This window comes from Acinetobacter sp. QJM3NY_42, from assembly GCF_056173745.1.
In genome coordinates this window covers 1244922-1266848 of record NZ_CM149689.1, presented here as the reverse complement: position 1 = coordinate 1266848, position 21927 = coordinate 1244922, and the positions used below count along the sequence as shown (strand labels likewise).

General features: G+C 40.3%; 19 protein-coding genes. 7 read left to right on the top strand and 12 right to left on the bottom strand.

Translation table 11 applies throughout. From position 1 onward, the window contains the following. Nucleotides 1–14: 14 nt before the first annotated feature. Both AC0VYT_RS05895 and AC0VYT_RS05890 read right to left on the bottom strand, forming a co-directional pair. Nucleotides 15–1088, bottom strand: coding sequence for a phospholipase A (locus tag AC0VYT_RS05895; RefSeq protein ID WP_005014644.1), 1074 nt, complete (start codon nucleotides 1086–1088; stop codon nucleotides 15–17). 25 nt (nucleotides 1089–1113) lie between these two features. Further along, a complete protein-coding gene (locus AC0VYT_RS05890) occupies nucleotides 1114–4053 on the bottom strand; it encodes an insulinase family protein (protein ID WP_005014647.1) in 2940 nt (979 codons plus the stop codon). A gap of 346 nt (nucleotides 4054–4399) precedes the next feature. Between AC0VYT_RS05890 and AC0VYT_RS05885 the strand changes: the two genes are divergently transcribed. From AC0VYT_RS05885 to AC0VYT_RS05875, 3 genes are read left to right on the top strand one after another with little or no spacing between them, the layout of a single operon-like run. Further along, nucleotides 4400–5404: an adenosine kinase gene (locus AC0VYT_RS05885; RefSeq protein ID WP_005014648.1), complete on the top strand. Its 1005-nt coding sequence runs from the start codon at nucleotides 4400–4402 to the stop codon at nucleotides 5402–5404. Between the two features lie 16 nt (nucleotides 5405–5420). Then, on the top strand, nucleotides 5421–5729 hold the full coding sequence (locus AC0VYT_RS05880) for a Rieske (2Fe-2S) protein (RefSeq protein ID WP_005404182.1): 309 nt from the start codon (nucleotides 5421–5423) through the stop codon (nucleotides 5727–5729). A 14-nt stretch (nucleotides 5730–5743) separates the two neighbouring features. Next, nucleotides 5744–6355: an OB-fold-containig protein gene (locus AC0VYT_RS05875; protein WP_005014650.1), complete on the top strand. Its 612-nt coding sequence runs from the start codon at nucleotides 5744–5746 to the stop codon at nucleotides 6353–6355. Nucleotides 6356–6420: 65 nt separating this feature from the next. Here the strand turns inward: AC0VYT_RS05875 and AC0VYT_RS05870 are convergent, their stop codons facing one another. The 3 genes from AC0VYT_RS05870 to AC0VYT_RS05860 all read right to left on the bottom strand — a co-directional run bounded on the left by AC0VYT_RS05870 (nucleotide 6421) and on the right by AC0VYT_RS05860 (nucleotide 10439). Continuing rightward, complete coding sequence (locus AC0VYT_RS05870) at nucleotides 6421–7650, bottom strand: CaiB/BaiF CoA transferase family protein (protein WP_005014651.1); 1230 nt, start codon at nucleotides 7648–7650, stop codon at nucleotides 6421–6423. Between the two features lie 37 nt (nucleotides 7651–7687). Continuing rightward, on the bottom strand, nucleotides 7688–9001 hold the full coding sequence (locus AC0VYT_RS05865; protein WP_005014652.1) for an MFS transporter: 1314 nt from the start codon (nucleotides 8999–9001) through the stop codon (nucleotides 7688–7690). A gap of 214 nt (nucleotides 9002–9215) precedes the next feature. Beyond that, a complete protein-coding gene (locus AC0VYT_RS05860; protein ID WP_005014653.1) occupies nucleotides 9216–10439 on the bottom strand; it encodes an acyl-CoA dehydrogenase in 1224 nt (407 codons plus the stop codon). 230 nt (nucleotides 10440–10669) lie between these two features. Between AC0VYT_RS05860 and AC0VYT_RS05855 the strand changes: the two genes are divergently transcribed. After that, a complete protein-coding gene (locus tag AC0VYT_RS05855) occupies nucleotides 10670–11605 on the top strand; it encodes a LysR substrate-binding domain-containing protein (protein ID WP_005014654.1) in 936 nt (311 codons plus the stop codon). 14 nt (nucleotides 11606–11619) lie between these two features. On the opposite strand, the gene AC0VYT_RS05850 is transcribed toward AC0VYT_RS05855, so the two are convergent. Beyond that, entirely contained in the window at nucleotides 11620–11946 is a 327-nt protein-coding gene (locus AC0VYT_RS05850) for a hypothetical protein (protein ID WP_005404183.1), read from the bottom strand. Between the two features lie 287 nt (nucleotides 11947–12233). Here AC0VYT_RS05850 and AC0VYT_RS05845 point away from each other — a divergent pair, with 287 nt between their 5' ends. Beyond that, the gene (locus tag AC0VYT_RS05845) at nucleotides 12234–13136 is read left to right on the top strand and encodes a LysR family transcriptional regulator (RefSeq protein WP_005014656.1); all 903 of its coding nucleotides are present in this window, start codon (nucleotides 12234–12236) and stop codon (nucleotides 13134–13136) included. A gap of 385 nt (nucleotides 13137–13521) precedes the next feature. On the opposite strand, the gene map is transcribed toward AC0VYT_RS05845, so the two are convergent. Further along, on the bottom strand, nucleotides 13522–14316 hold the full coding sequence (gene map, locus AC0VYT_RS05840) for a type I methionyl aminopeptidase (protein WP_005014658.1): 795 nt from the start codon (nucleotides 14314–14316) through the stop codon (nucleotides 13522–13524). Between the two features lie 390 nt (nucleotides 14317–14706). Here map and brnQ point away from each other — a divergent pair, with 390 nt between their 5' ends. Continuing rightward, nucleotides 14707–16008, top strand: coding sequence for a branched-chain amino acid transport system II carrier protein (brnQ, locus tag AC0VYT_RS05835; RefSeq protein WP_005014659.1), 1302 nt, complete (start codon nucleotides 14707–14709; stop codon nucleotides 16006–16008). Nucleotides 16009–16347: 339 nt separating this feature from the next. Here the strand turns inward: brnQ and AC0VYT_RS05830 are convergent, their stop codons facing one another. Together AC0VYT_RS05830 and AC0VYT_RS05825 are read right to left on the bottom strand one after the other, a co-directional pair. After that, nucleotides 16348–16737: a hypothetical protein gene (locus AC0VYT_RS05830; protein WP_005014660.1), complete on the bottom strand. Its 390-nt coding sequence runs from the start codon at nucleotides 16735–16737 to the stop codon at nucleotides 16348–16350. Nucleotides 16738–17678: 941 nt separating this feature from the next. Continuing rightward, nucleotides 17679–18143, bottom strand: coding sequence for a hypothetical protein (locus tag AC0VYT_RS05825; protein WP_005404184.1), 465 nt, complete (start codon nucleotides 18141–18143; stop codon nucleotides 17679–17681). Between the two features lie 463 nt (nucleotides 18144–18606). On the opposite strand from AC0VYT_RS05825, the gene AC0VYT_RS05820 reads away from it, so the two are divergent. Continuing rightward, nucleotides 18607–19074: a MarR family winged helix-turn-helix transcriptional regulator gene (locus tag AC0VYT_RS05820; RefSeq protein ID WP_005014663.1), complete on the top strand. Its 468-nt coding sequence runs from the start codon at nucleotides 18607–18609 to the stop codon at nucleotides 19072–19074. Between the two features lie 6 nt (nucleotides 19075–19080). Here AC0VYT_RS05820 and AC0VYT_RS05815 read toward each other — a convergent pair whose 3' ends face one another. The 3 genes from AC0VYT_RS05815 to AC0VYT_RS05805 all read right to left on the bottom strand — a co-directional run bounded on the left by AC0VYT_RS05815 (nucleotide 19081) and on the right by AC0VYT_RS05805 (nucleotide 21906). Next, nucleotides 19081–19734 carry an SOS response-associated peptidase gene (locus AC0VYT_RS05815; protein ID WP_005014664.1) on the bottom strand — a complete coding sequence of 218 codons (654 nt, stop codon included), beginning with the start codon at nucleotides 19732–19734 and terminating at the stop codon, nucleotides 19081–19083. A gap of 256 nt (nucleotides 19735–19990) precedes the next feature. Then, on the bottom strand, nucleotides 19991–20776 hold the full coding sequence (locus AC0VYT_RS05810) for an acetoin reductase (RefSeq protein WP_005014665.1): 786 nt from the start codon (nucleotides 20774–20776) through the stop codon (nucleotides 19991–19993). 71 nt (nucleotides 20777–20847) lie between these two features. Further along, on the bottom strand, nucleotides 20848–21906 hold the full coding sequence (locus AC0VYT_RS05805) for a 2,3-butanediol dehydrogenase (RefSeq protein WP_005014666.1): 1059 nt from the start codon (nucleotides 21904–21906) through the stop codon (nucleotides 20848–20850). Nucleotides 21907–21927: the final 21 nt, after the last annotated feature.

Here is a 21927-nt window from a genome sequence, read left to right as displayed (position 1 = left end):
TTTACAGTAGGGCTCTAGTACCAGTTCATGAGTGAAACACCCAGACCCACATAGGTAGCACGGTGATTATAATCAATCAAGCTCTCGCCATAACCATCAAACAATTGAAAATGTCCACGCAATTTGCCGCTAATCGGGAATGCCCAGTCAAATTGGGCAGCACCATGTGAGTCATCGCCTCCTTTTAGAGAGTGCCGCAACATCAAAGAGAAATCGTGATCTTTCCAGCGATAGAAGGCCGTTAAATCTCCACGGCCGATATAGTCATCAATATCTGCATTGTTGTCATCACTTGCATTTTCCTCAATACGGTACCAAGGCCGCAGCATAAGAGCAAAATTTTCATGCTCAAGCCCGACATTCATAATGATACGATTCCAGCTACGCGATAAAGGATCTGCACGGCCGTTAGACTGGTGATTAAAAGTCAAACCCAGTAACCGGCCGTTTAAACCTAGCAAATTATAATTCGTGCGGAACATCAGGCTGACTTCAGGCTCATAATTAGTTTCCCGAAACGGACGGGATTCATCTTCGTTATATACCTGCCAGCGTGACGACTGGGTATAACCTAACCATAGGTCGCCATTATCACCAAATATATTTTCTGCCGCTTTGGTTTTAAAGGAAATCTGGAACTTGGCTTCAATTGACTTAAGGTCCTGTGCATCTTCTGCAGAGACTGTATTTTCAGGATTTGGACTCGAAGGTGTTTCATTTTTATCGCTGGTCCAATAAGCTGGCAGCAAATAGACTGGCTGGTGCGCACGAATATTCCATGTACCGAGCTTGCTTTCTGGAGAAAGCTCCCAACGGCGGTCCAGCAATGAAACATTCGGATCAATTTTCGGATCTTCTACTGCTTTGCGTTGAGCCACCACTAAGGGTTTTTCTGCTTCGGGTACCACAAACAATGCATCATAACAGGCCAGACGATCTGCATTGGAAGCAAGTCCTACACACGCTTGTGCACTCGCAGGTTTAGCCGCCGCAGGATCTTCCGCATGGCTTGTAGACACCACCACCACGCCAAGTATCGCAAGGATACCCAGCTGAAGTGAGGGCCGTTCAAAGGCTTTGAACGACATTTTATTCTCCAGTTTTCAGTTTTATTTATTTGACTTGTTTAATTTCAAAACCGAGTTGTACTAATTCATCACGCTTTGCAAATGGTGCAACCACCGCTCTAACCGGTTTCTGACCGGTCAGATAAATATTTACAACCCGTTTCAGATCATCAAAAGTAGTCTGTAATATACGCTGACGCAAGATTTTTCTAAAGGCTGGCGTACGTTCATGCAGTAATGCATAACATGCTGTAATAGCTTCACCCGCTGGAGAACCCGGCTTATCCATACTGGCGACCAAACCAAGAATAGCTTCTTCTAACTGGTGTGGTTTTTGTTCAGCATTAAATAACCAGTTCAAGCTTGAATCAAAGTCGTTGAAAGTTTCTGCAAGACGTGGATCACGATAACTATAGAAACGGAAACTGCAAGCATTACCATCATAGCTGGCTCCTCCACCATAAGCCCCACCTTTTTCACGAATAGCGCTATGCAAAAAGCCGTTACGCAAGTATGCAGCCAATACCATTAACGGTGCAGCATCCGGGTGGGAGACTTCAACAGCCTGATAAGCTGAGGCACAGAACTGAACATTAGACTGGATTAACCAGGCTTCATCCGCGTTATTATCTTCGAATTTAACCTGAGTCAGCTCAGCTTGAGTTTGATCTACAGCCAGTTTATTCCATACTTCCTGGATTTCTTCCAACAAGCGTTCAGTCTGGTGTTCTTCACACACCAGTAAAAACTGTTTAGGAGCCTGTAATAATTTGCGATGAATTAACTTCAACTCATCAATAAGGCGATGATACTCTGCCTCATCTTTTTCAATCTTGCTGACCAGATCTGTCATCCAGTTGAGCGCACCCAGTCCTGTCGTATGGTAATCACGACGAGCCAGTGCACTCATGTTACGTGACGCTGTTTGCATCGCATAACTATGTCCTGAGCCGGAAATCCGTGAATGCCAACGGGTTTTACGCTGTTGCAGAAGTTCTATGATACGGCTTTTTTCATCAAAACGAAGCTGCTCAAAAGCTAGCTTAAGTAGATGGATCGCATCAAATTTATTAACCAGTGACTTAGTGGTTAATGTCAGCCAGGCACTTATACGACCTTTATCATTAACTTTGCTGCGTAATGAAGCACCCATGCCTAACCCACCACTCACTGCAGTTTGCAGCTGTTGCAGTTCAAGATAGCCATACTCTCCTGCACCCACCTCACCCATCAGGACTGACAGCAAGTTAAAGTAAGGTGAATTTATTATCTCGTCAGGAATCTGGATCAGCACCTGCTGATAATAAATACCATTTGTTCCAGCATGGTAAAGATTTAAAGGGGTATCCAGATTATTACAGATAATTTCACGCAGCTGACCCTGTACAATGTGCAGCTCTTCAGGCACATCCTCCAAACCTACTTTAGGTAACAGGTCCAGATCATCTTCCATATTCTGACGTTGCTTCAATGCTTCTGTATTTTCCAGAATCTGTTTACGGTCTGCTTCAGACAATGTCTCAGCGAGTTTAGCCAGACGAGCTTTTTCAGCCTGCTCATCCTTTAGAGACTTTTCAGCATCAGGAACCAGCGTCAGTTGAACACGATGCGGGTTATCAAGCAGATAAGTCTGGATCAGGCTAGACAGCCACATTGGATCTTTTAGTTCTTCTCTTACCTGTTCAATCGCGCTGTCGACATCCCATACATGAATTGGGTCATTGTGATGAATAGCACTACTCAAACCATTCAAGATTAGACTGAGGCCATAAGGTGTACCATCACCACCAATTTCACGCTGATGCAGTTCGATCTGATGCAAAATTGCTTCAATCAGTTTTGACTCTACAGGTTTTGATGCCACTTCCTGCAAGATATTAAGTACGCCTTCCTTAAATGTCTGTGCATGCTCCGGATTAGAACCTTGCACTGCACAATAAAAAGTCATCTCAAAGTTGCTGTCATCTACTCCCATAAACGGGCCTGTAGACTGTGCATATCCACAGGTTTCCAGATAATGCCGTAAGGGTGAAGCCGAGTCTTCCAGTAATATGCCTTCAACCAGACGCATACCTAAACGCAATTTGATGTCACTAGCCTGAGGTAACAACCAGCCCAATACGTGATAAGTTTTATCTGTTAGCTCATCGCCATCTACTGCATAAGTTTCAGTAACCTCTATAGGGGCTGACAGGCGTTTTTCCGGAGTAGAATAGAGTGTTTTTCCAGGTTTAAACTTGTTTAAAGCCAGTGTTTCAAACTGTTCCTGCAACTCATACGCCGAAAGATTACCAAAAGTCATAAAGACTGCATTACTTGGATGATAATGCGACTTATAAAAATCGACTAGCTGCTCATAAGTCAGATCAGGAATGTCTTTAGGATCACCACCTGAATTATAATGATAAGTGGTTTGTGGGAATAAATGTTCTGCCAGCTGATGATACAACTGATCTGAAGGTGAACTCATCGCCCCCTTCATTTCATTAAAAACCACGCCTTTATAGACAGGCTGGTCATCTTCGAGCTCTACCCGAATACCTTCCTGAGCAAAATCCAGAGGATTCAGGTTTGCAGCAAAGGCTGCATCGAGATAAACAGATAACAGGTTCTGAAAATCTTTCTTGTTTTGGGTCGCAAACGGATAGGCTGTCCAGTCTGCCGCTGTAAAAGCATTCATGAAAGTATTTAATGAACGGCGGATCATTAAAAAGAATGGATCACGGACCGGAAATTTTTCTGAGCCACATAAAGCAGTATGCTCCAAAATATGAGCAGTACCTTTTGAATCCATGGGCTGGGTACGAAAAGCTACCAAGAATACGTTTTCATCATAGTCAGTGGCTAGATGGTAATGCACCGCCCCTGTAACCTTGTGTTTGTATTCAGACACTAAAATGTCTAGGGCCTCGACATGGTGTTGACGTACCAACTGAAACGCGGGATGAACAGTTTGATTAATGGTTTCAGTGACATCGACAGTCATGTGATCTCCTCATACTTTTAAAATATTCAATAAATTGCATTATACCTATAGTTTTAGTCACAATTCACGTTTTAAACCTGACTAAAACAATAGATTTTTAATGATGGCATGATCGGTTTTTTCAACCTTGTCTCAAATAAACAGTAGGTTTCAAGATGGCTAGATTCAGTATGGTCCTAATTCCAGTTCAGCTAAAGTAAAATAGTTGCTAACCCTCTATTTCAATAGGGAGGAATGAAGAACGCACCCCCTCTTTTAATAAACGTATTGAATTTTATTCATTAATCTATAAGAAACATAAGCATTAAGGTAAACTTGTTTTTTTATATGATAAATGGCGAGAAACATGGCGACTGTTGACCTTTTTGCAATTGGCAATGCATTAATTGACCAAGAATTTAGAGTTACTGATGAATTCCTCACTCAGCAGAATCTGCAAAAAGGTACCATGCAACTGGCCGAAGGTGATGTTCAGTCAGCCTTATATGAGAATCTGAAAGCAACCCAAGTTTATAAAGGTCAGGCAAGCGGTGGCTCAGCAGCCAATACAACGGTGGCATTTAGCGCCCTAGGCGGTAAAGCATTTTATGCCTGTCGTGTAGGTAATGATGAGCTTGGCCTAGTCTATCTTAACGGTTTAAATGCAGCCGATGTAAAAACCAGTGCCAAGTCAATTAGTGATGGTGTAACCGGTACTTGCATGGTACTCATCAGTGAAGATTCTGAACGTACCATGCAAACCTATCTTGGGATTACTGCTGAACTCTCGGAAACCCAGATTGATTTCTCGCCTCTTCAAACTGCAAAGTGGTTATATATTGAGGGTTATCTGTCAACCAGCCCCACTGCACGTGCCGCTGTACGTGAAGCACGTCGTATTGCCCGTACACATGGGGTAAAAATTGCGCTGACTTTATCTGATCCGGCTATGGTGCAGTATGCACGTGAAGGGCTGGACGAAATGATTGATGACGGTGTAGACCTGCTATTCTGTAATGAGCATGAAGCCATGATGTATACCGGCGCCTCAACTGCAGAGCAGGCCTTAGAAAAATTGAAATTTAAAAGTCGGTATGTTGTTATTACCCGCAGCGCACAGGGTGCAATACTTGCTACAGCCGAACAGCACTTGCAGGTACCAGGTCGTAGCGTAATCGCTGTAGATGCCAATGGCGCAGGTGATGCATTTGCTGGCGCTCTACTTTATGCTATGAATGCAGGTATGGATATAAAAACTGCGGCAGAGCTGGCTATTTTAATTTCTAGTGAGGTGGTTGCAAATTTTGGCCCCCGGTTAACTCTGGAGCAATACCGTCAGCTCTTGCAAAAATTTAAACAGGAAACTCCATAATATGGAAAGAATATGCTTGACTGAAGATATACCAGAACGTGAAGCCCGCAGCTATGAAACGGCTAATGGTGATAATATTTTTATCACCCAGCGCGATGGATGTTTTTATGCTTACCAGAATCTTTGTCCGCATCTGCAAACCGAGCTTGAATTTTTAGAGAACCAGTTTCTCGACCGTGATCAGGAATTCATAGAATGCTCGACTCATGGTGCATTGTTCCTGGTCGAGACAGGAGAGTGTATTTCTGGTCCTTGTCAGGGTCAGTCGCTTGAGAAAGTTGCCATTAAGGTCCATTCTGACGGCGGCATTTATCTAGAAGATTAATTAAAGGTTCTGTCATGGCTGCGCTGCTGCTTAATTATTATTTGATGCCATTTAATGTCAGTTTATTGGCTTTAGTGTTGCTCAGCATGGCAGAAACTATCGGCATGCAGTTCGGTTTTCGGCCCAGCGATTTACTCAAACGCTTTATACCGGTTTGGATCTCGAACTCCCCCCTCTTCGATGTAAAGTTTTCTAAGGTTTTGATCTTTGTATTTTTGCTCATGAACTTTAGCTTTGCAGGGTATTTTTTGCAGTTCGTTTACTTCGCCAATCAACAGCAGCTGATTTCACCTTTTTATATTATTTTACCTGCTCTGATTATTGCAATTTTCTTTACCATGTTCATGATCCATTGCCTGGATCAGGTGATTAAACCCAAGCTGAACCAAAAAAATACCAGCCTGCTGGGACGACTGGCAACGATCTCTAGTGGTAGCGCAAGACCAGGGTTCTCAGCCCAGGCCAGAGTCAGAGATGAGTTTGGACAGCTACATTATGTACAGGTTGAGCCAGAATTTGGTGAATTGGAATTTCAGTCACAAGTAATCTTGATTCGGTTTAAAAAATCACATTATATGGCCAAGAAAATTTCCGAATCAAACCGCCTGTTCAATCCGGAATTATAGAGTCCTGATAAACCATTTAAAAAGTAAAATATATATAATTCTTCTACCACTGCATGGTAATAAAATTACAAGTCCAGTCCATCAATGACCTTATTCTCACGCAAAAGCTGTAATTGCTCTTCGGTTTTAAACTCTCGGAGAATCTGGCCAGTATGCTCACCCAGTCGTGGTGGTGCTTGCCAGTATTCTACTGGTGTATCTGATAATTTGATTGGCGAGCCTATAACTCTGAATGCAGGATTAAGCACATGGGGCAGCTTGACCAGCATCTGTCTTGCCTGCACTTGCGGCTCGGCAAATGCCTCTTCTATCGAATTTATCATACCGACTGGTACTTTCACTGCATGGATTCGCTCTACCCAATACTGGGCATTTTCTTGCAGAAAATAATCTGAAAGTATACCCACCAGTTCATGCCGGTGTTTTACCCGGCTCTGGTTGGTTAAAAACTCAGAGCGCCCTAATAAATCCTTCCGGTCAATAGCAATACATAGTTCCCTGAATTGCCTATCATTTCCACAGGCTACAATAAACTCTTTATCTTTCGCCCTGAAAGTCTGATAGGGAACAATATTTGGATGTGTATTTCCCATACGCTGGGGCGCTTTACCTGAACTCAGGTAATTCATCCCCTGATTTGCCAGACCGGCAATCTGCACATCCAGTAAAGACATATCAATGTATTGTCCCCGTCCAGTGTGCTGACGCGCCAGTAATGCAGCCTGAATCGCAATTGTGGCATATAACCCGGTTTGAAGATCTACCACTGCAACGCCTACCTTCTGTGCACCACCACCTGGTATACTGTCTGGTTCCCCAGTAATACTCATCAGGCCGGCCATACCCTGTATAATAAAATCATAGCCAGGTTCAGCAGCTCGTGGTCCATCCTGACCAAAACCAGTGATTGAACAATATACAAGTTGAGGATTTAAAACCTTAAGGCTGTCATAATCCAGTCCATAACGTACCAGTGAACCTGCCTTATAATTTTCAATTACTACATCGGCTGTTTTAGCCATCTCCCGGATCAGCTCCTGGCCTTCATGAGTGGCCATATCAATAGCGACTGAGTGTTTATTACGGTTGGTACACTGGAAATATCCCGATTCACGAGTTTGTTCTCCGTTTTGATCAGGCATCCAGGGTGGCCCCCACATACGAGTATCATCACCTGTACCTGGTCGTTCAACCTTAATTACTTCTGCTCCCAGATCTGCCAAAATCTGTCCACACCATGGTCCGGCCAGTACACGGCTCAGGTCCAGAACCCTTATTCCCTGCAATGCACCCATGTTTGTCTCCTTATATCAAAGAATTTATGCTTGCCTTTTACTGTTGTTGTGGATCATATTGTCGGTCACGAATAAACAGTCCCGGTAATACGCCTGCAATAAAATAAGCTGCTCCCATGACAATAAATGCCATCGTAAAAGTACCGCCCGAGGCTAAGAAACCAATCGTTGCAGGTGCAATTGCTGCCCCAACACGTCCAATGTTATAGGCACCACCAATGGCTGTACCACGCACATCCGTTGAGAACGACTCCGCCATATAGGTCGCATTGACTCCATACGGAATGCCATAAAGAAAGCCAAAGGTAATAAGCAGATATAAAATATTATCTGGGGTATTAAAGAAAATAATGACCGGCAGGAAGATTGCACTGGCAATAGTACCGAATACGAAAACTGACCGACGGTTAAACTTGTCAGCCAAGAAGCCTGCCAGAATTTTCCCAAGAATCATTGCAGTGTACGAACCCACCATATAGCTGGTCAGGTTTTTAAAATTCATATGAACTTCAGTTTCCAGATAGCTAGGCATCCAGTTATTAATACCGTAATAGCCAAATTGCAGAAAAAATGCTGTCGTCATCCACAGTAAAAACATTTTTCGATGTTTAAAATTTCTAAAAATCTGTTTATAGATACTGCCGCTTTTTGGTGCTACTTCTTGATCCTGGACTTGAGCAGTTCCCTGTAGCACTGCAATTTTATTGAGTTGCCATGATTTAGGTTCAGGCACGAAACGCTGCAAGAAAATATTGATAAATGCCGGAATAACGGTAATAAAAAATAAAACCCGCCAGCCATGTTCAGGAATAATAGAGCCGGCCAATAAAGTGGCTACGATATAGCCCACAGTTTGCCCGGTCTGTAATGTTCCGAGTACGGTGGTACGGTAAGTTGTTGGCACATACTCAGCCATCAGGGTATTGCAAGCCATATATAATGCGCCTATCCCGAGAGCACCGATAAAACGCAATACCATAAACTGTTCAAAGGTTTGAGTAAATCCGAGCAAACAGGTAGCAACTGAAAAGAAGGTCACTGAATGAGCAATGGTACGTACCCGACCAAATTTATCACAGGCCCATCCACCTAACACACCACCAACCCCCATACCAGCGAGTGATGCGCTACCTAAGGCTCCTGCCTGAAAAGCGCTCAGACCAAAATCAGCTCTCAGACTGGTCAAACTGTAAGAGAGCAACATAATATCGATACCATCGACCACCATGGCAAAATAAGTAAATAACAGTGCAAATTTCCAGGTATGCGGTCCTATTTTTTCATAAGTACCCAGATTAGACGGTAGATTTCCTTTTATAGGCTTGATCGCTACTTGTACTTCATTATTCATTTAATATTCCTCATTTTCTCAAATGAGTCATCGATGTCTTATCTTGTGTTCCATTGAAGACTTTTATTATTTTTCTTTAAGTACATATCCGTGTATGGAATCCTTGCCAAGAGAAGCTCATGATGAATCCTTAAGTCCGTGTCAGGTTCATTTTCAGGCAAAGCTTCGCCATGAAGATGCACTCAGGCATCTTCAGCAAATTTCTTGGAATGGTTTAGTTTGAAAAAGCAGCTATACCAGTTTGGGCACGACCCAAAATCAAGGCGTGTACATCATGAGTACCTTCATAGGTGTTTACAACTTCCAGGTTAACCAGATGACGCGCTACCCCAAACTCATCACTGATACCGTTACCACCCAGCATGTCACGTGCCAAACGGGCAATATCAAGTGCCTTACCGCAGTTATTACGCTTAATCAATGAAGTGCCTTCAACTGAAGCAATCCCCTCATCTTTCATACGACCAAAACGTAAAGCTACCTGTAAACCAAGGGCAATCTCAGTTTGCATATCTGCCAGTTTTTTCTGGATCAGCTGGTTAGCCGCAAGCGGGCGGCCAAATTGTTTACGGTCCATCGTATACTGATGCGCCGTATGCCAGCAAAATTCAGCAGCTCCCATGGCCCCCCAGGCAATGCCGTAACGGGCACTATTCAGGCAGGTAAATGGGCCGCGTAGTCCCTGTACTTCTGGAAATGCATTTTCTTCTGGTACGAACACATTATCCATAACAATTTCGCCAGTAATCGATGCACGCAAGCCTACCTTGCCATGTATCGCCGGTGCAGATAACCCTTCCCAACCTTTTTCTAGAATAAAACCGCGAATTGGGCCAACATTTCCGTCAGTAGAAACTTCTTTTGCCCACACAACAAATACATCAGCAATCGGGCTATTGGTAATCCACATTTTTGCGCCTGAGAGGCGATATCCACCTTCTACCTTTTTAGCACGAGTTGACATGCTGCCCGGGTCAGAACCATGGTCCGGTTCAGTCAGACCAAAACAGCCAATGAATTCACCTGTAGCCAGTTTTGGTAAGTACTTCTGTTTTTGTTCTTCACTGCCAAATTCATTAATTGGCACCATCACCAATGAACTTTGTACACTGGCCATAGAACGATAGCCTGAATCCACTCGCTCAATCTCACGTGCAATCAGACCGTAACTGACATAATTTAAACCGGCACCACCGTACTGTTCAGGAATAGTTGGCCCGAGTAGTCCTAGCTCACCCATTTCACGAAAAATAGCAGGATCGGTTTTTTCATGACGAAACTGTTCCAAAACACGTGGCATAAGCTTATCTTGGCAATATGCAGCAGCTGTATCGCGAACCATACGTTCTTCTTCATTCAGTTGCTGTTCTAATAAAAACGGATCTTGCCAGTTAAAATGAACTTTAGCTTTTTTTTCAGTGTTGATCATCTGATTCATTGCGCCCTTTGCCTTGCTGAATATCTTATATTGATTTCATGCTATTCCTGTTCAGAACAGGCTTCAAACGATAATTTTTCATTCAGATATTCCTTTTACGCATATCTTGTATCGTGTTATAAGTTTTTTTTACAGATAAGAAGAGTAATTACCCTGATAGCTCAAGTCTTGGCAAAAATTACAGACTGGCTAGGAACTTTTTATTTTATCTCGCTCTTCGGGAGAATTTTATGCGCAGAATGATTCCTTCATTACAGACACTCATCTGCTTTGAAGCAGCAGCCAAGCATCGTAGTTATACTCATGCTGCACAAGAACTTTCTGTCACGCAGAGTGCAGTTTCACGTCAGATCCAGCAACTTGAAGAATATCTGGATCTTCCATTATTTAACCGGACAAGACATGGAGTTGAGTTAACGCATGCAGGTGAACAGTACTATAAAGATATCCGCACTCATCTACTCAGTCTGGAACAAAGTACTCTGGACCTGATGTCGCATAAAGGCTTAGGCGGAACACTCAAACTAGGAGTTGTACCAACGTTTGCTACACGCTGGCTGGTACCTCGCCTACATCGCTTTAATACTCTTTATCCTGAAATTAATGTACATCTGGAAACCAGTACCAAACCATTTTTATTTAGTGACCATATTTTTGATGCTGCTATTTATGCAGGAACCGAAACACAGGTACAAAACTGGCCGGGTACACAAGCGCATTACCTGATGCATGAAGATGTAGTTGCAGTATGTTCACCAGACCTGATTTATCGGAATTTCCCAGAACTCAAGCCTGTATCCGGCCCATTTCAAGGCACACTTTCCGTCAAGCAAATTGCCAGCCTGCCCCTGTTGCAACAGACAACCCGGCCATACATCTGGAAAGAATGGTTTGAAGTTGCTGGAGCAGATTATCCTTATGCTATGGAAGGTCAGCGACATGAACTATTTTCAATGCTGGCTGTAGCGGCGTCTCATCATATGGGCGTTGCGTTAATTCCACAGATGCTACTAGAAAAAGAATTCGGTTCGGGTGAGCTGGTTATTGCTTCTGATATTAAACTCAAAGGTGCCCGATCCTATTATTTTGTATATTCCCAGCAGCAGCCTAACCCATTAATTCATAAATTTATTCAATGGCTTGAACAGGAAACCCGGACAGATTAAACCGTTAGCTTTATTTAAGCCACTTGAGATAAACCAATATAACGGTAAAGCCCCTCTACACCAAGATCAGCTTTATAAACGATTAAATCAGGCCAGTCCGTAGCAGTAATTTCCTGAAAGATATTCATTTCTGGGTCTTCATGAATTATATCTACTGTTCGAGACATTTTGGCTTCAAAATGATCAGCAATAAACTCAAAGCCCAAATCCATCGCTATAAATAAAGTGTGTTGACAAGGCTGTATATATTGTTCCTGCTGCCAGTCAATAATATGCTGCTGGCAATAAGGGCAGCTAACATTCTGCATCGGGTCATCAAGTTGAATTAATTGATAGGTCATTGCGTTCATCAGGTGTGTGTTTTAACTATTGTAAAAGATTTTAAAGAACAATATATAGAGGGCATCAAGAGGATAGCGATACAAATAGTAGAATTTTATTATGTGTTTAAAATGAAAAAATTTAATTTGATAACAGATAGCCTGATAAGCTCCTTTAAATTAACTATTTAGATATAACTTGAAATGGCAGTAAACCTGCAATTTAAAATAGAACTCTTGAAGTAAATCCGCTATAAAATACAGCGGGCTACAACGATATCTTTTCATAATCTTTAACGGAAATCTGCATGCTGACTGATCTGGATGATTTTTACTGCTTTGCCTTAGTTGTCGAGCATGGAGGTTTTAGTGCAGCTGAGCGCGCAACTGATATTCCCAAATCCAAACTCAGCCGGCGGGTATATAATCTGGAAGAACGTCTTGGCGTGCGCCTCATTCAACGAAGCTCACGACATTTTGCTGTCACTGATATTGGTATGGATATCTATCAGCATGCACAGGACATGATGAATGCAGCACAGGCTGCCCATGACCTGATAGATCATTTAAGCAGTAAACCGCGTGGAGTGATTAAAGTCAGTTTACCGGTCAGTATAGCCCAAAATGAAATTGCGAAGATTCTACCCGACTTTCTAAAACAGTATCCAGAGATCAAGGTTCAGCTTAGTGTCACCAATCGCCGCATTGATGTGATTAATGAAGGGATTGATGTTGCTCTAAGGGTACGTTTTAATCTGGACAATGACCCTAATCTGATTATTCGCCAGTTTCAACGAATTGAACAGCATTTGGTTGCCAGTCAGGCTTACCTCAACGAATATGGCAATTTAACCCATCCTGACCAGTTAGCAGAACATAGAATCCTGAGCATGATTGATGATCACCTGGACCAGCAGCTCACCCTGCATGACCGGGAAAATAAATCGCGAAAATTTAAAATTAATCCTGTCGTCATGGGTTCAGACCTGATGATGCTGGCACAACTGGCACGTCAGGGCTGCGGTATCGCTTTACTCCCCGACAGTGTAACTGCTGATCTGGTTAGACACGGAGAACTTGTTCGCGTTCTTCCTGACTGGAACACACCCCATGGAGTTTTCCATGCTGTTTACCCATCACGTCGTGGTCAGCTTCCTTCAGTTAGGGTTTTTATTGAGTATTTGGTTGAGCATTTATACAAAGCCCATTAACTAGCTATCTGTGAGCTCAATACACTCAAGAGACAAAATTTTTGTTATGCGTCGTCCGGCTGAATATTGAAATAAATTTTATGGATAAAAAAAAGCTTACCCTGTAGAAAGGTAAGCTTATAAAAACGAACAACTAAAAAGAAACTACAGCGATAGAATCTAAAAACAATAATATACAAATAACCAATTAAAAACAAATACATAAAACATCTTAAAAGTTACTTATTTTCTATCAATTGTTATATTTATGTTGTTGTATATATAATATATTTTTAAAAAATTACAAATAGATACAATACTAATTCAAATAAATAAATAAAAATTTATGGAAATTTTTATCTAAATTTCCATAAAATTAAACTGTTTGATTACTTTTTAAACAAAATTAAATTTTGGGATATGAACCTGTCCCTTCTGGCCATGGTGTTAAGAGTTCAAATCCATTATCAGTTACCGCCACCATATGTTCCCACTGCGCAGAAAGCGACCTATCACTTGTAATCACAGTCCAGCCATCATTCAATTCTTTGACACGTGCCTTACCTGCATTCACCATAGGCTCAATGGTAAACACCATACCTTTACGCAGTATCAACCCTTGTCCAGGTTGACCATAGTGCAGTACATTAGGTTGCTCATGATAAGTTTTTCCAATTCCATGACCGCAATACTCACGTACGATGGTATAGCCCTCGCGCTGGGCGACTTTTTGAATCGCATAGCCAATATCACCCAATGTGGCACCGGGTCTGACTGTATGAATTCCTGCTACCATTGCTTCATAGGTTGTTTCTACCAAATGTTTAGCTTGAGGGCTGACTTGCCCTACATAATACATTCGGCTGGTATCTCCATAGTAGCCATCTTTAATTACTGCTACATCAATATTGATAATATCGCCATCTTTTAAAATAGTCCGCGCTGAAGGAATACCATGACAGACCACTTCATTTGGTGAAATACAGGTGGTCTTAGTAAAACCATGATAGCCCACATTTGCAGGAATGACTTTTAGAGTATTTACGATATAGTCATAGCAAATATCATCGAGATATTCGGTCGAAACGCCTGGCTTGACATACTGCTCTATCATTTCCAAAACTTGTGCAGCCAAACGCCCGGATATACGTAATTTTTCAATATCCTGTTCTGTCTTGATAGTTACAGCTGAAGCTCTCATTGACCTATCCTCTCTGGTTAGTGACTCAAGTATAACGTTTTTTATATAAAATTTCCTGATTAAGACTGGCACTTCAAGTCATCAGAAACGATATCAATTGATTATTCTGTTTATAAAATTTTTAGACTGGCTGTTTTTTAGCCATAAAAATTACTCTTTTAATTATTTTTTTCCGATATAAAAAATTTGTACCCTTAGAAATTTTTATCTGGTTATTTTGTATAAGACAATTGTTTTCAAATAATTAATTATAACATTGGAAATAAAATATATTTTTGAAAAATTTTTATCATCAGCTTTCTTCATAATTTATATTAGAGAAATTACACAAAATTTATTTTTTAAATTAGAATCGCTGCTTCTTTTACAGCCCCTCTCCCTTTATATGATATGAATAATCTTCGTACTCGGGATATTATTGCTCTAGGTTTTATGACCTTCGCGCTTTTTATTGGCGCCGGTAATATCATTTTTCCACCTATTGTTGCACAGCAGGCAGGTGAACATGTCTGGTGGGCAGCCCTCGGGTTTCTCATTACAGCAGTCGGTTTGCCTGTAATTACCATTATTGCTCTATCGCGTGTGCAAGGGTCAATTGAAATATTAAGTTCACCGCTTGGCCGTATAGCCAGTTTGGTTTTAACTGTGGTGTGCTATTTGTCAGTAGGACCTCTGTTTGCTACACCACGTACAGCCACAGTGTCTTATGAAATTGGCTTTTCATCTTATTTCGGTACTTCAAGTAGCAGTTTACTGATCTACAGTCTAATTTATTTTGCGATAGTAGGACTGGTCTCGTTATATCCAAATAAATTACTCGATACGATAGGTCATGTTCTTGCTCCTATGAAAATTGCTGCGTTAGCAGTTCTTGGAATTGCTGCGTTCTGTATACCGGCAGGTTTTATTCCCGCTCCTATTAACCATTATATCAATAGCCCAGTATCTGAAGGCTTTGTTAATGGTTATCTGACCATGGATACGCTGGGTGCTTTAGTTTTTGGTATTGTGATTATTCAAGCGATCCACTCACGTGGTGTAACCGATAGTAAACTCGTGACCAAATATGCAGTGATTGCAAGTCTGATCTCTGGTGTAGGTCTGACCCTAGTTTATCTCAGCCTGTTCAAATTGGGGTTAGGAAGTCATGAAGCAGCCCCTAACGCAGCCAATGGGGCACAGATTCTACACGCTTATGTACAGCATGCTTTTGGTGATTTAGGTTCACTCTTTCTGAGTCTGCTCATTTTTCTAGCTTGTATAGTTACGGCGATTGGTTTGACCTGTGCCTGTGCAGAATACTTTACTCAACTTACCAAGATTCCTTATAAGATTCTGGTGCTTATTTTAGTTCTATTCTCGGTTTTAATTTCAAACCTTGGACTAACTAAGCTGATTGCTGTTTCTGTTCCTGTTTTGAGTGCTATTTATCCACCTGCAATTGTAGTGATCATGCTGAGCTTTTTCTGGAAATTCTGGAAAAAACCGGGCTATGTAATTACGCCTGTAGCAGCAATGGCTTTCATTTTTGGAATAATCGATGGAATCAAGGTAGCTGGATTCTCTGATCTGTTACCAAATGCTGTTCAACATTTACCACTCAATGAACAAAATCTTGCATGGCTTATCCCGTCATTAATTGTTCTAGTCATTTCTATTATTGTCGACCGGGTTAAACATTCAAACAGTTAACTTATGAGTCGTTAAAATCAATTCTTACCCAGAGCTGATTTTACTGGTGATCAGAAATGCCGAGTTTACCCAACTGGCATTTTTTGTTTACACCTCTTACTAGAATTCGATGCTTATAGTTTTATTTTTATATATAGAAACTTGGCTTATGCTATTTTAACCTTTAAGAATTATCATAAAGTCTGTTATTTTTTATTTCCATCTTTCTTTATCTATTTAATTTTAATAAAAATTTTATCTATCTCTGATCTTTCACCTGTCTCATAAACTCTAAGTATTCTGCAATTTTAAAAATATAAAAAAGCCAGACAGTGCTGGCTTTTACATAGCAAAAAAATTTTAGTTACGGGCATCTGCTTCCACACGTGAAGCTGTCTTTTCTACAGAGTCAGCAGCATCTGCTGTGGCTTTACGGGCATCTGCTTCCACCTCTGAAGCTTTCTGTTCCGCTCGGTCTGCAGCTTCTGCGGTTGCTTCACGAGCATCTGCGGTTGCCTCACGAGCTTCAACTTCAGCTTTTTCTGCCGCCGCATCCATCTTGACTGCTGCATCGTCAGCAGCTTCTTTTGCTTCAGCACCTGCTGCTAAAGTTGCATCTTTAATATCTGAACCCGCCTGCTCGGCCGCTTTACCTAAATGTTCTCCAGCAGTCGCTCCTGTTTCACGGTTATCACATCCTGTGATTCCAAATACGGCAATTAAGCCCATAGTTGCCATTAACTTATTCATATTATTTATCCTTTTCTCTTGTCTTCAGATACTTTTGATCTAAGCATATTTTTTTCAGGAAAAAAATTATTAATTGTTAAAAACTTGTAATAAAATCAGCTATTAAGAACGCTATATAATAGTCCTTAATAAATAACGCAGCCAATTGTAGTAGCTACAATAGAAACTAAAATTTTACCTCATGACTTGAAATATTTTATTACTTAAAGTATATAAAATATACAATCTTAAGAATCGTTTAAACATTTTAAATTAAAAAGTCAGATTTATATTCAGATTTTACTTAAGATCAGTTGAGCTAAATTAATTTTCAAAATGCCAATTTAAAATTATTTTTCTTATAGTACATTAGAAATTCAATTTATTATAAATTTTTGTTTTATTTAAATTTTGATTAAAAAAATGAGATTTATCATATAAAATTAGGTAGTAATGTGATCAAAAAAATTTACACAAAAACCATTCTTATATTTATTTATTCAATACATTAATTACCTTATACGTTATAAAGAAAAATAATGATAAAAAAATAATGCTATCACCTATTGAAATACTCGGAAATAAGCAGTAAAACATTAAAAACTAGATTTCTGATTAAAACAATTAGGTTTTGTCGCGCACGACAGGAGGACCGAAGATGCACTCTTTACCCCTAAACAAGCGTTCTTTCGCCAAAGTTTTTAAGAACGATAAAAATTTTGTCAATTATGTTGTTACTACAGTAGCCCTCATGTTAACTCTGCTTTTTCATGGGGTGATTAATGGCAATTTGAAGCTAGAACACTTTCTCTATGCTTTAATAGTCTCTGCCCTGTTCTCGATCTGGGCGCTTATTGACCACAAGTGTCGTAAATATTTTAAGTATAAAAACAATTAAGAGATGGATGAGCAATCATCCATCCTTATATAATAAAAAATTATTTTTTAGCGTTTAGGCTTGTTTAGATAAATCCAAAATAATACGCAGTCCCTATTATTAGAAAACCACTTGCTACTAATTCTCCAATTACCAGTAAAAACATAAATATTGTCATCAAAATTTTGGGTAAATACCATTTACCAAGTTGATGCGGCACCTGAAACTGATTAACAGTATCTTTTAAAACTCCATGTAAAATATAACTTAATATAGAAAGGCTGAAAAATAATATATTGATCCCAATACAGGTGAGAACTGCATAGTCAGACCAGATGGTAAAATGCCCCAGTGTAGCCAGAATGAGTGTTGCTGGAGCATAGAGCAAACTACTTCGGTGAGCTATATCCACATATGGATGAGCACGTGCATGCGCAGATTTCCTGATCTGATAATATTTCCAGAGTCCTGTTAGCATACCAATCCATAAATAGATACCGCTAAACAGAATGGCAAGTTTAGTTGCGAAAGTAAGTTGATCCATGTTCATTGAATGTTCTAATAATTTGTTTTTCTAGAGCTTCTCTTTATAGACATAAAATTAAATGAAGTCACTCATTTTGTTAAGAATCACATTACTGGTAATTCTCAAACCCAATACAAAATTTTATTTTAAAGTAAAACTGATCAATGAGGCAGAAATTACAAAATAGCTGAGCTACTTTATTTGCTATTTAAATCTTAATGAAAAATCTCAAAGAATACACTTGGATTAAAATCATTCCTTACAGCTTTTAAAGTAGTTTTGCCATTTTTCTTATAAATCTCATCAAAATACTGCTCAAATGCTACACTTTGTCGTTCTAACAATTGTCAATCTAAAAATATCAAACTCAGTGAAGGGCTCATAAAAGTTTTTATACTAAAATAAACTTAGCCACTCTCTTGTATAAAACAATTGTTTTACAATAAACTTACTTTGTAAAAATAATTAAAATTAGGGTTATTCTCGTATGAATAAAAAATATGCTCGGTTTTTGCCTTCAAACACTGGGGATTTTAATCTTGAAGACTTTCCATTCTATTGGATTACTCAAGTACATGCACAATATGTGCAGAATATGGACAATGTCTTAAAGCGTTATGGATTGGATAACTCACGGCGACGTATTCTACTAGCACTCGAGTCTAAACCGCATGCCAGTGTTTCTGATCTTTCAGAGATGATCATTTCAAAAATGTCGACTACAACCAAAATTGTTTACCGCCTGAAAGCTGAAGGCTATGTCGATACCTATTCATGTGAAGAGGATGGCCGTATTACACGGGTAAATCTTACTGAATATGGCAAAGAAATGACTGCTAAAATTAATGATCTTACTGGAGTAGTACTCGAACAGTCTTTTGAAGGGCTTACTCCATTACAGATTGAAAAACTAATTGAAAGCCTTAAACACTTATTTAAAAATCTTTCAAATTAACTTTCATCAGTCAAAAAAGTTTAACTGGGGCGTTTCCACTTTAGGCTTGGGTACATGAGAACACTCAAACTCTTCAACAGGAAAACCTTCAATAAATGATTTGAAGTTAGCAGGTCCTACACTCAGCCATTCATCCAGACGTTCATGTGGAATTACAATCACTGAACGTTTGATATTTCCTGGTTCATGAAACTCCTTCATCATCGGATGGTCTATTGCATCCATCGTGATCATGCTGGCTGAGCGAATCACTTCATCATTGATTTTACAGATTTCATAAATGGCAGCAATAAAAAAGCCTTGGCCATCTTTGCGACGTACTCCCCAACGCTGAGCCTTACCATCAATATATTTTGCTTCATAAAATTCGGTCACCGGAATAACTCCAAACTTACCTTTAAATGCAGCCTCCTGGAAACTTGGCTTTTCAAATAAAGTTTCATTTCGGGCATTATAGGTCCGTTTAGCCGAACTTTTATCCTGAGCCCACTTTGGCACCAGTCCGAACATTACGCTACGCCATTCCAAGCCATATTCTGACTTAAATAGTAAAGGCAAATTATAGGCTGGATACACTTCTTCGAGATAATCGAAAGGAACATCCGGTAGCTGAAGTTTATGCACCTGAACACGCGTAACAGGTTTAAAATTGGCACACATAGGCGAAAATTTAAAAAACTATAGGTCATATATAGTGATAAATTTTAGTATTTCAATGGACTAGTGGCTGGATAATATTATGTATAAACAGCAGAATTTGACAAAAACATCTTAAAAAAACTTAAGGAAATACAGGCCTGAGTACAAATAAGATAGTGTTATATTCTATATACTCAGGCCTTTTATTATTTAATATGTTTAAGTAGAAGCCTGATTATATTCATACATTTTTAAGAATCACACAGTGTATATTTTACTAGCGGTAGACCATACCTCCATCTGTTAAAATTGCCTGCCCGGTAATATAATCGGCATCTTCACTCGATAAAAAAGCAACCAGCGCAGCCACGTCTTCAGGTGTTTGTGCACGCCCCAGTGCAATACCACTCACATATTTTTTGTATGTTTCACCAATTGGGATATGGGTAATTTCAGAGAATCTTTTATCAATTTCTACCCACATATCTGTGCCCACTACTCCCGGACAATATGCATTTACCGTAATGCCATGTGAAGCATATTCCTTGGCTGCGGCCTGAGTTAAAGCACGGACTGCGAATTTTGTTGCCGAATATACTCCTAACATGGCAAAACCTTCATGCCCTGCAATAGAAGCTGCATTAATGATTTTACCTTTTTGATGGCGCGCTTTAAATTTTCGAGCTGCGGCCTGAATACCCCACAGAACTCCACCAATATTAATATCGCTAATTTTTTGCAGTTCTTCAGGTGTCACTGCATCAAGAGGCTGAACCTGAGCAATTCCAGCATTATTGATCATAATATCAAAACCGCCTAAAGACTGCTCGGCATGTTCAATACTGGCATACACCTGATCACGCTGACTGATATCAGCAACAAAAATACTGGCGTTTACCTTTAAATTTTCAATTTCCTGTTTTACTTCATTAAGTCGTTGTTCATTCAGGTCTACCAAGGCTACATGTACACCTTCCTGGGCCAGTCTTAGAGCAATACCACGACCTATACCTTGCGCTGCGCCTGTTACAACGGCGACTTTATTCATTAATCCTTTATTCATTATTTTTCCTTATGTATTGTTGTTAAATTATTGATAAGCAATTAAAACGTCTGCTTGTTTTTTCTGAGTATTTAGGGATGGACAATAATTTTAACAGCTGACTCATTGTTATGGATCAGGGTTTTAAATCCCTGCGAAACCAAGTCATCGAGCTGAATGCGCTGTGTAATAAAAGGTTCCAAATTAATTTTACCGTCTTCCACCAATTTGATTGTTGCCTGATGGTCGTTGACATAAGCAATGGTGCCACGGATATCAAGTTCTTTCATAACAACACTGTGAACATTTACTGTGGCCGGATGACTCCAGATTGATACAATGACCAGTACACCAGCCGGCCTCATCGCAGCTACGAGAGTATCTAGTACTTTATTTACACTACTACATTCAAAAGCAACATCTGCACCCTGGCCTTGAGTAATTTTCATGACTTCCGTAACCACATCAACTTCTGAAGGGTCCAGAATATAATCTGCAACACCAGCCTCTCTTGCTTTTTCTTTACGTTTAGCACTTAACTCACTAATAATAACAGTGAGTCCTTTAGCCTTTAAAATAGCTGATAACAACAGACCTATCGGCCCTGCACCCCCAACCAGTGCAATGTCTCCGGCTTGTGCGCCACTACGGATATAGGCATGATGACCTACCGACAAAGGCTCAATCAGTGCAGCCTGATCCAATGGTATTTTATTGGAAATTGGGTGTACCCAACGACGCTGCACGGCTATTTTTTCCGATAGACCACCGCCTCGCCCTCCTAAACCAATAAAATTCATATTCTTCGACAGATGATAAGCATCATTAGGTCCAGTCGGCACATCGTCAGCGATGATATAAGGTTCAACCACCACATGCTGACCAATCTGAATATCATTAACCCCTTCACCCACAGCGTATACAATTCCGGAAAACTCATGTCCCATCGTTACCGGAGCAGATTCGCCCGAGATTGGATGCGGATGGCCACAAGGCGGAATAAAAATTGGACCATCCATAAACTCATGCAGATCGGTTCCACAAATACCACACCAGGCAACCTGAATACCGACTGTACCTGGTGTAACTTGTGGCTCCGGAATATCTTCAATGCGAATATCGCTTTTATCATAAAAACGAGCTGCTTTCATTACCGCTCCTGATTAATCAGT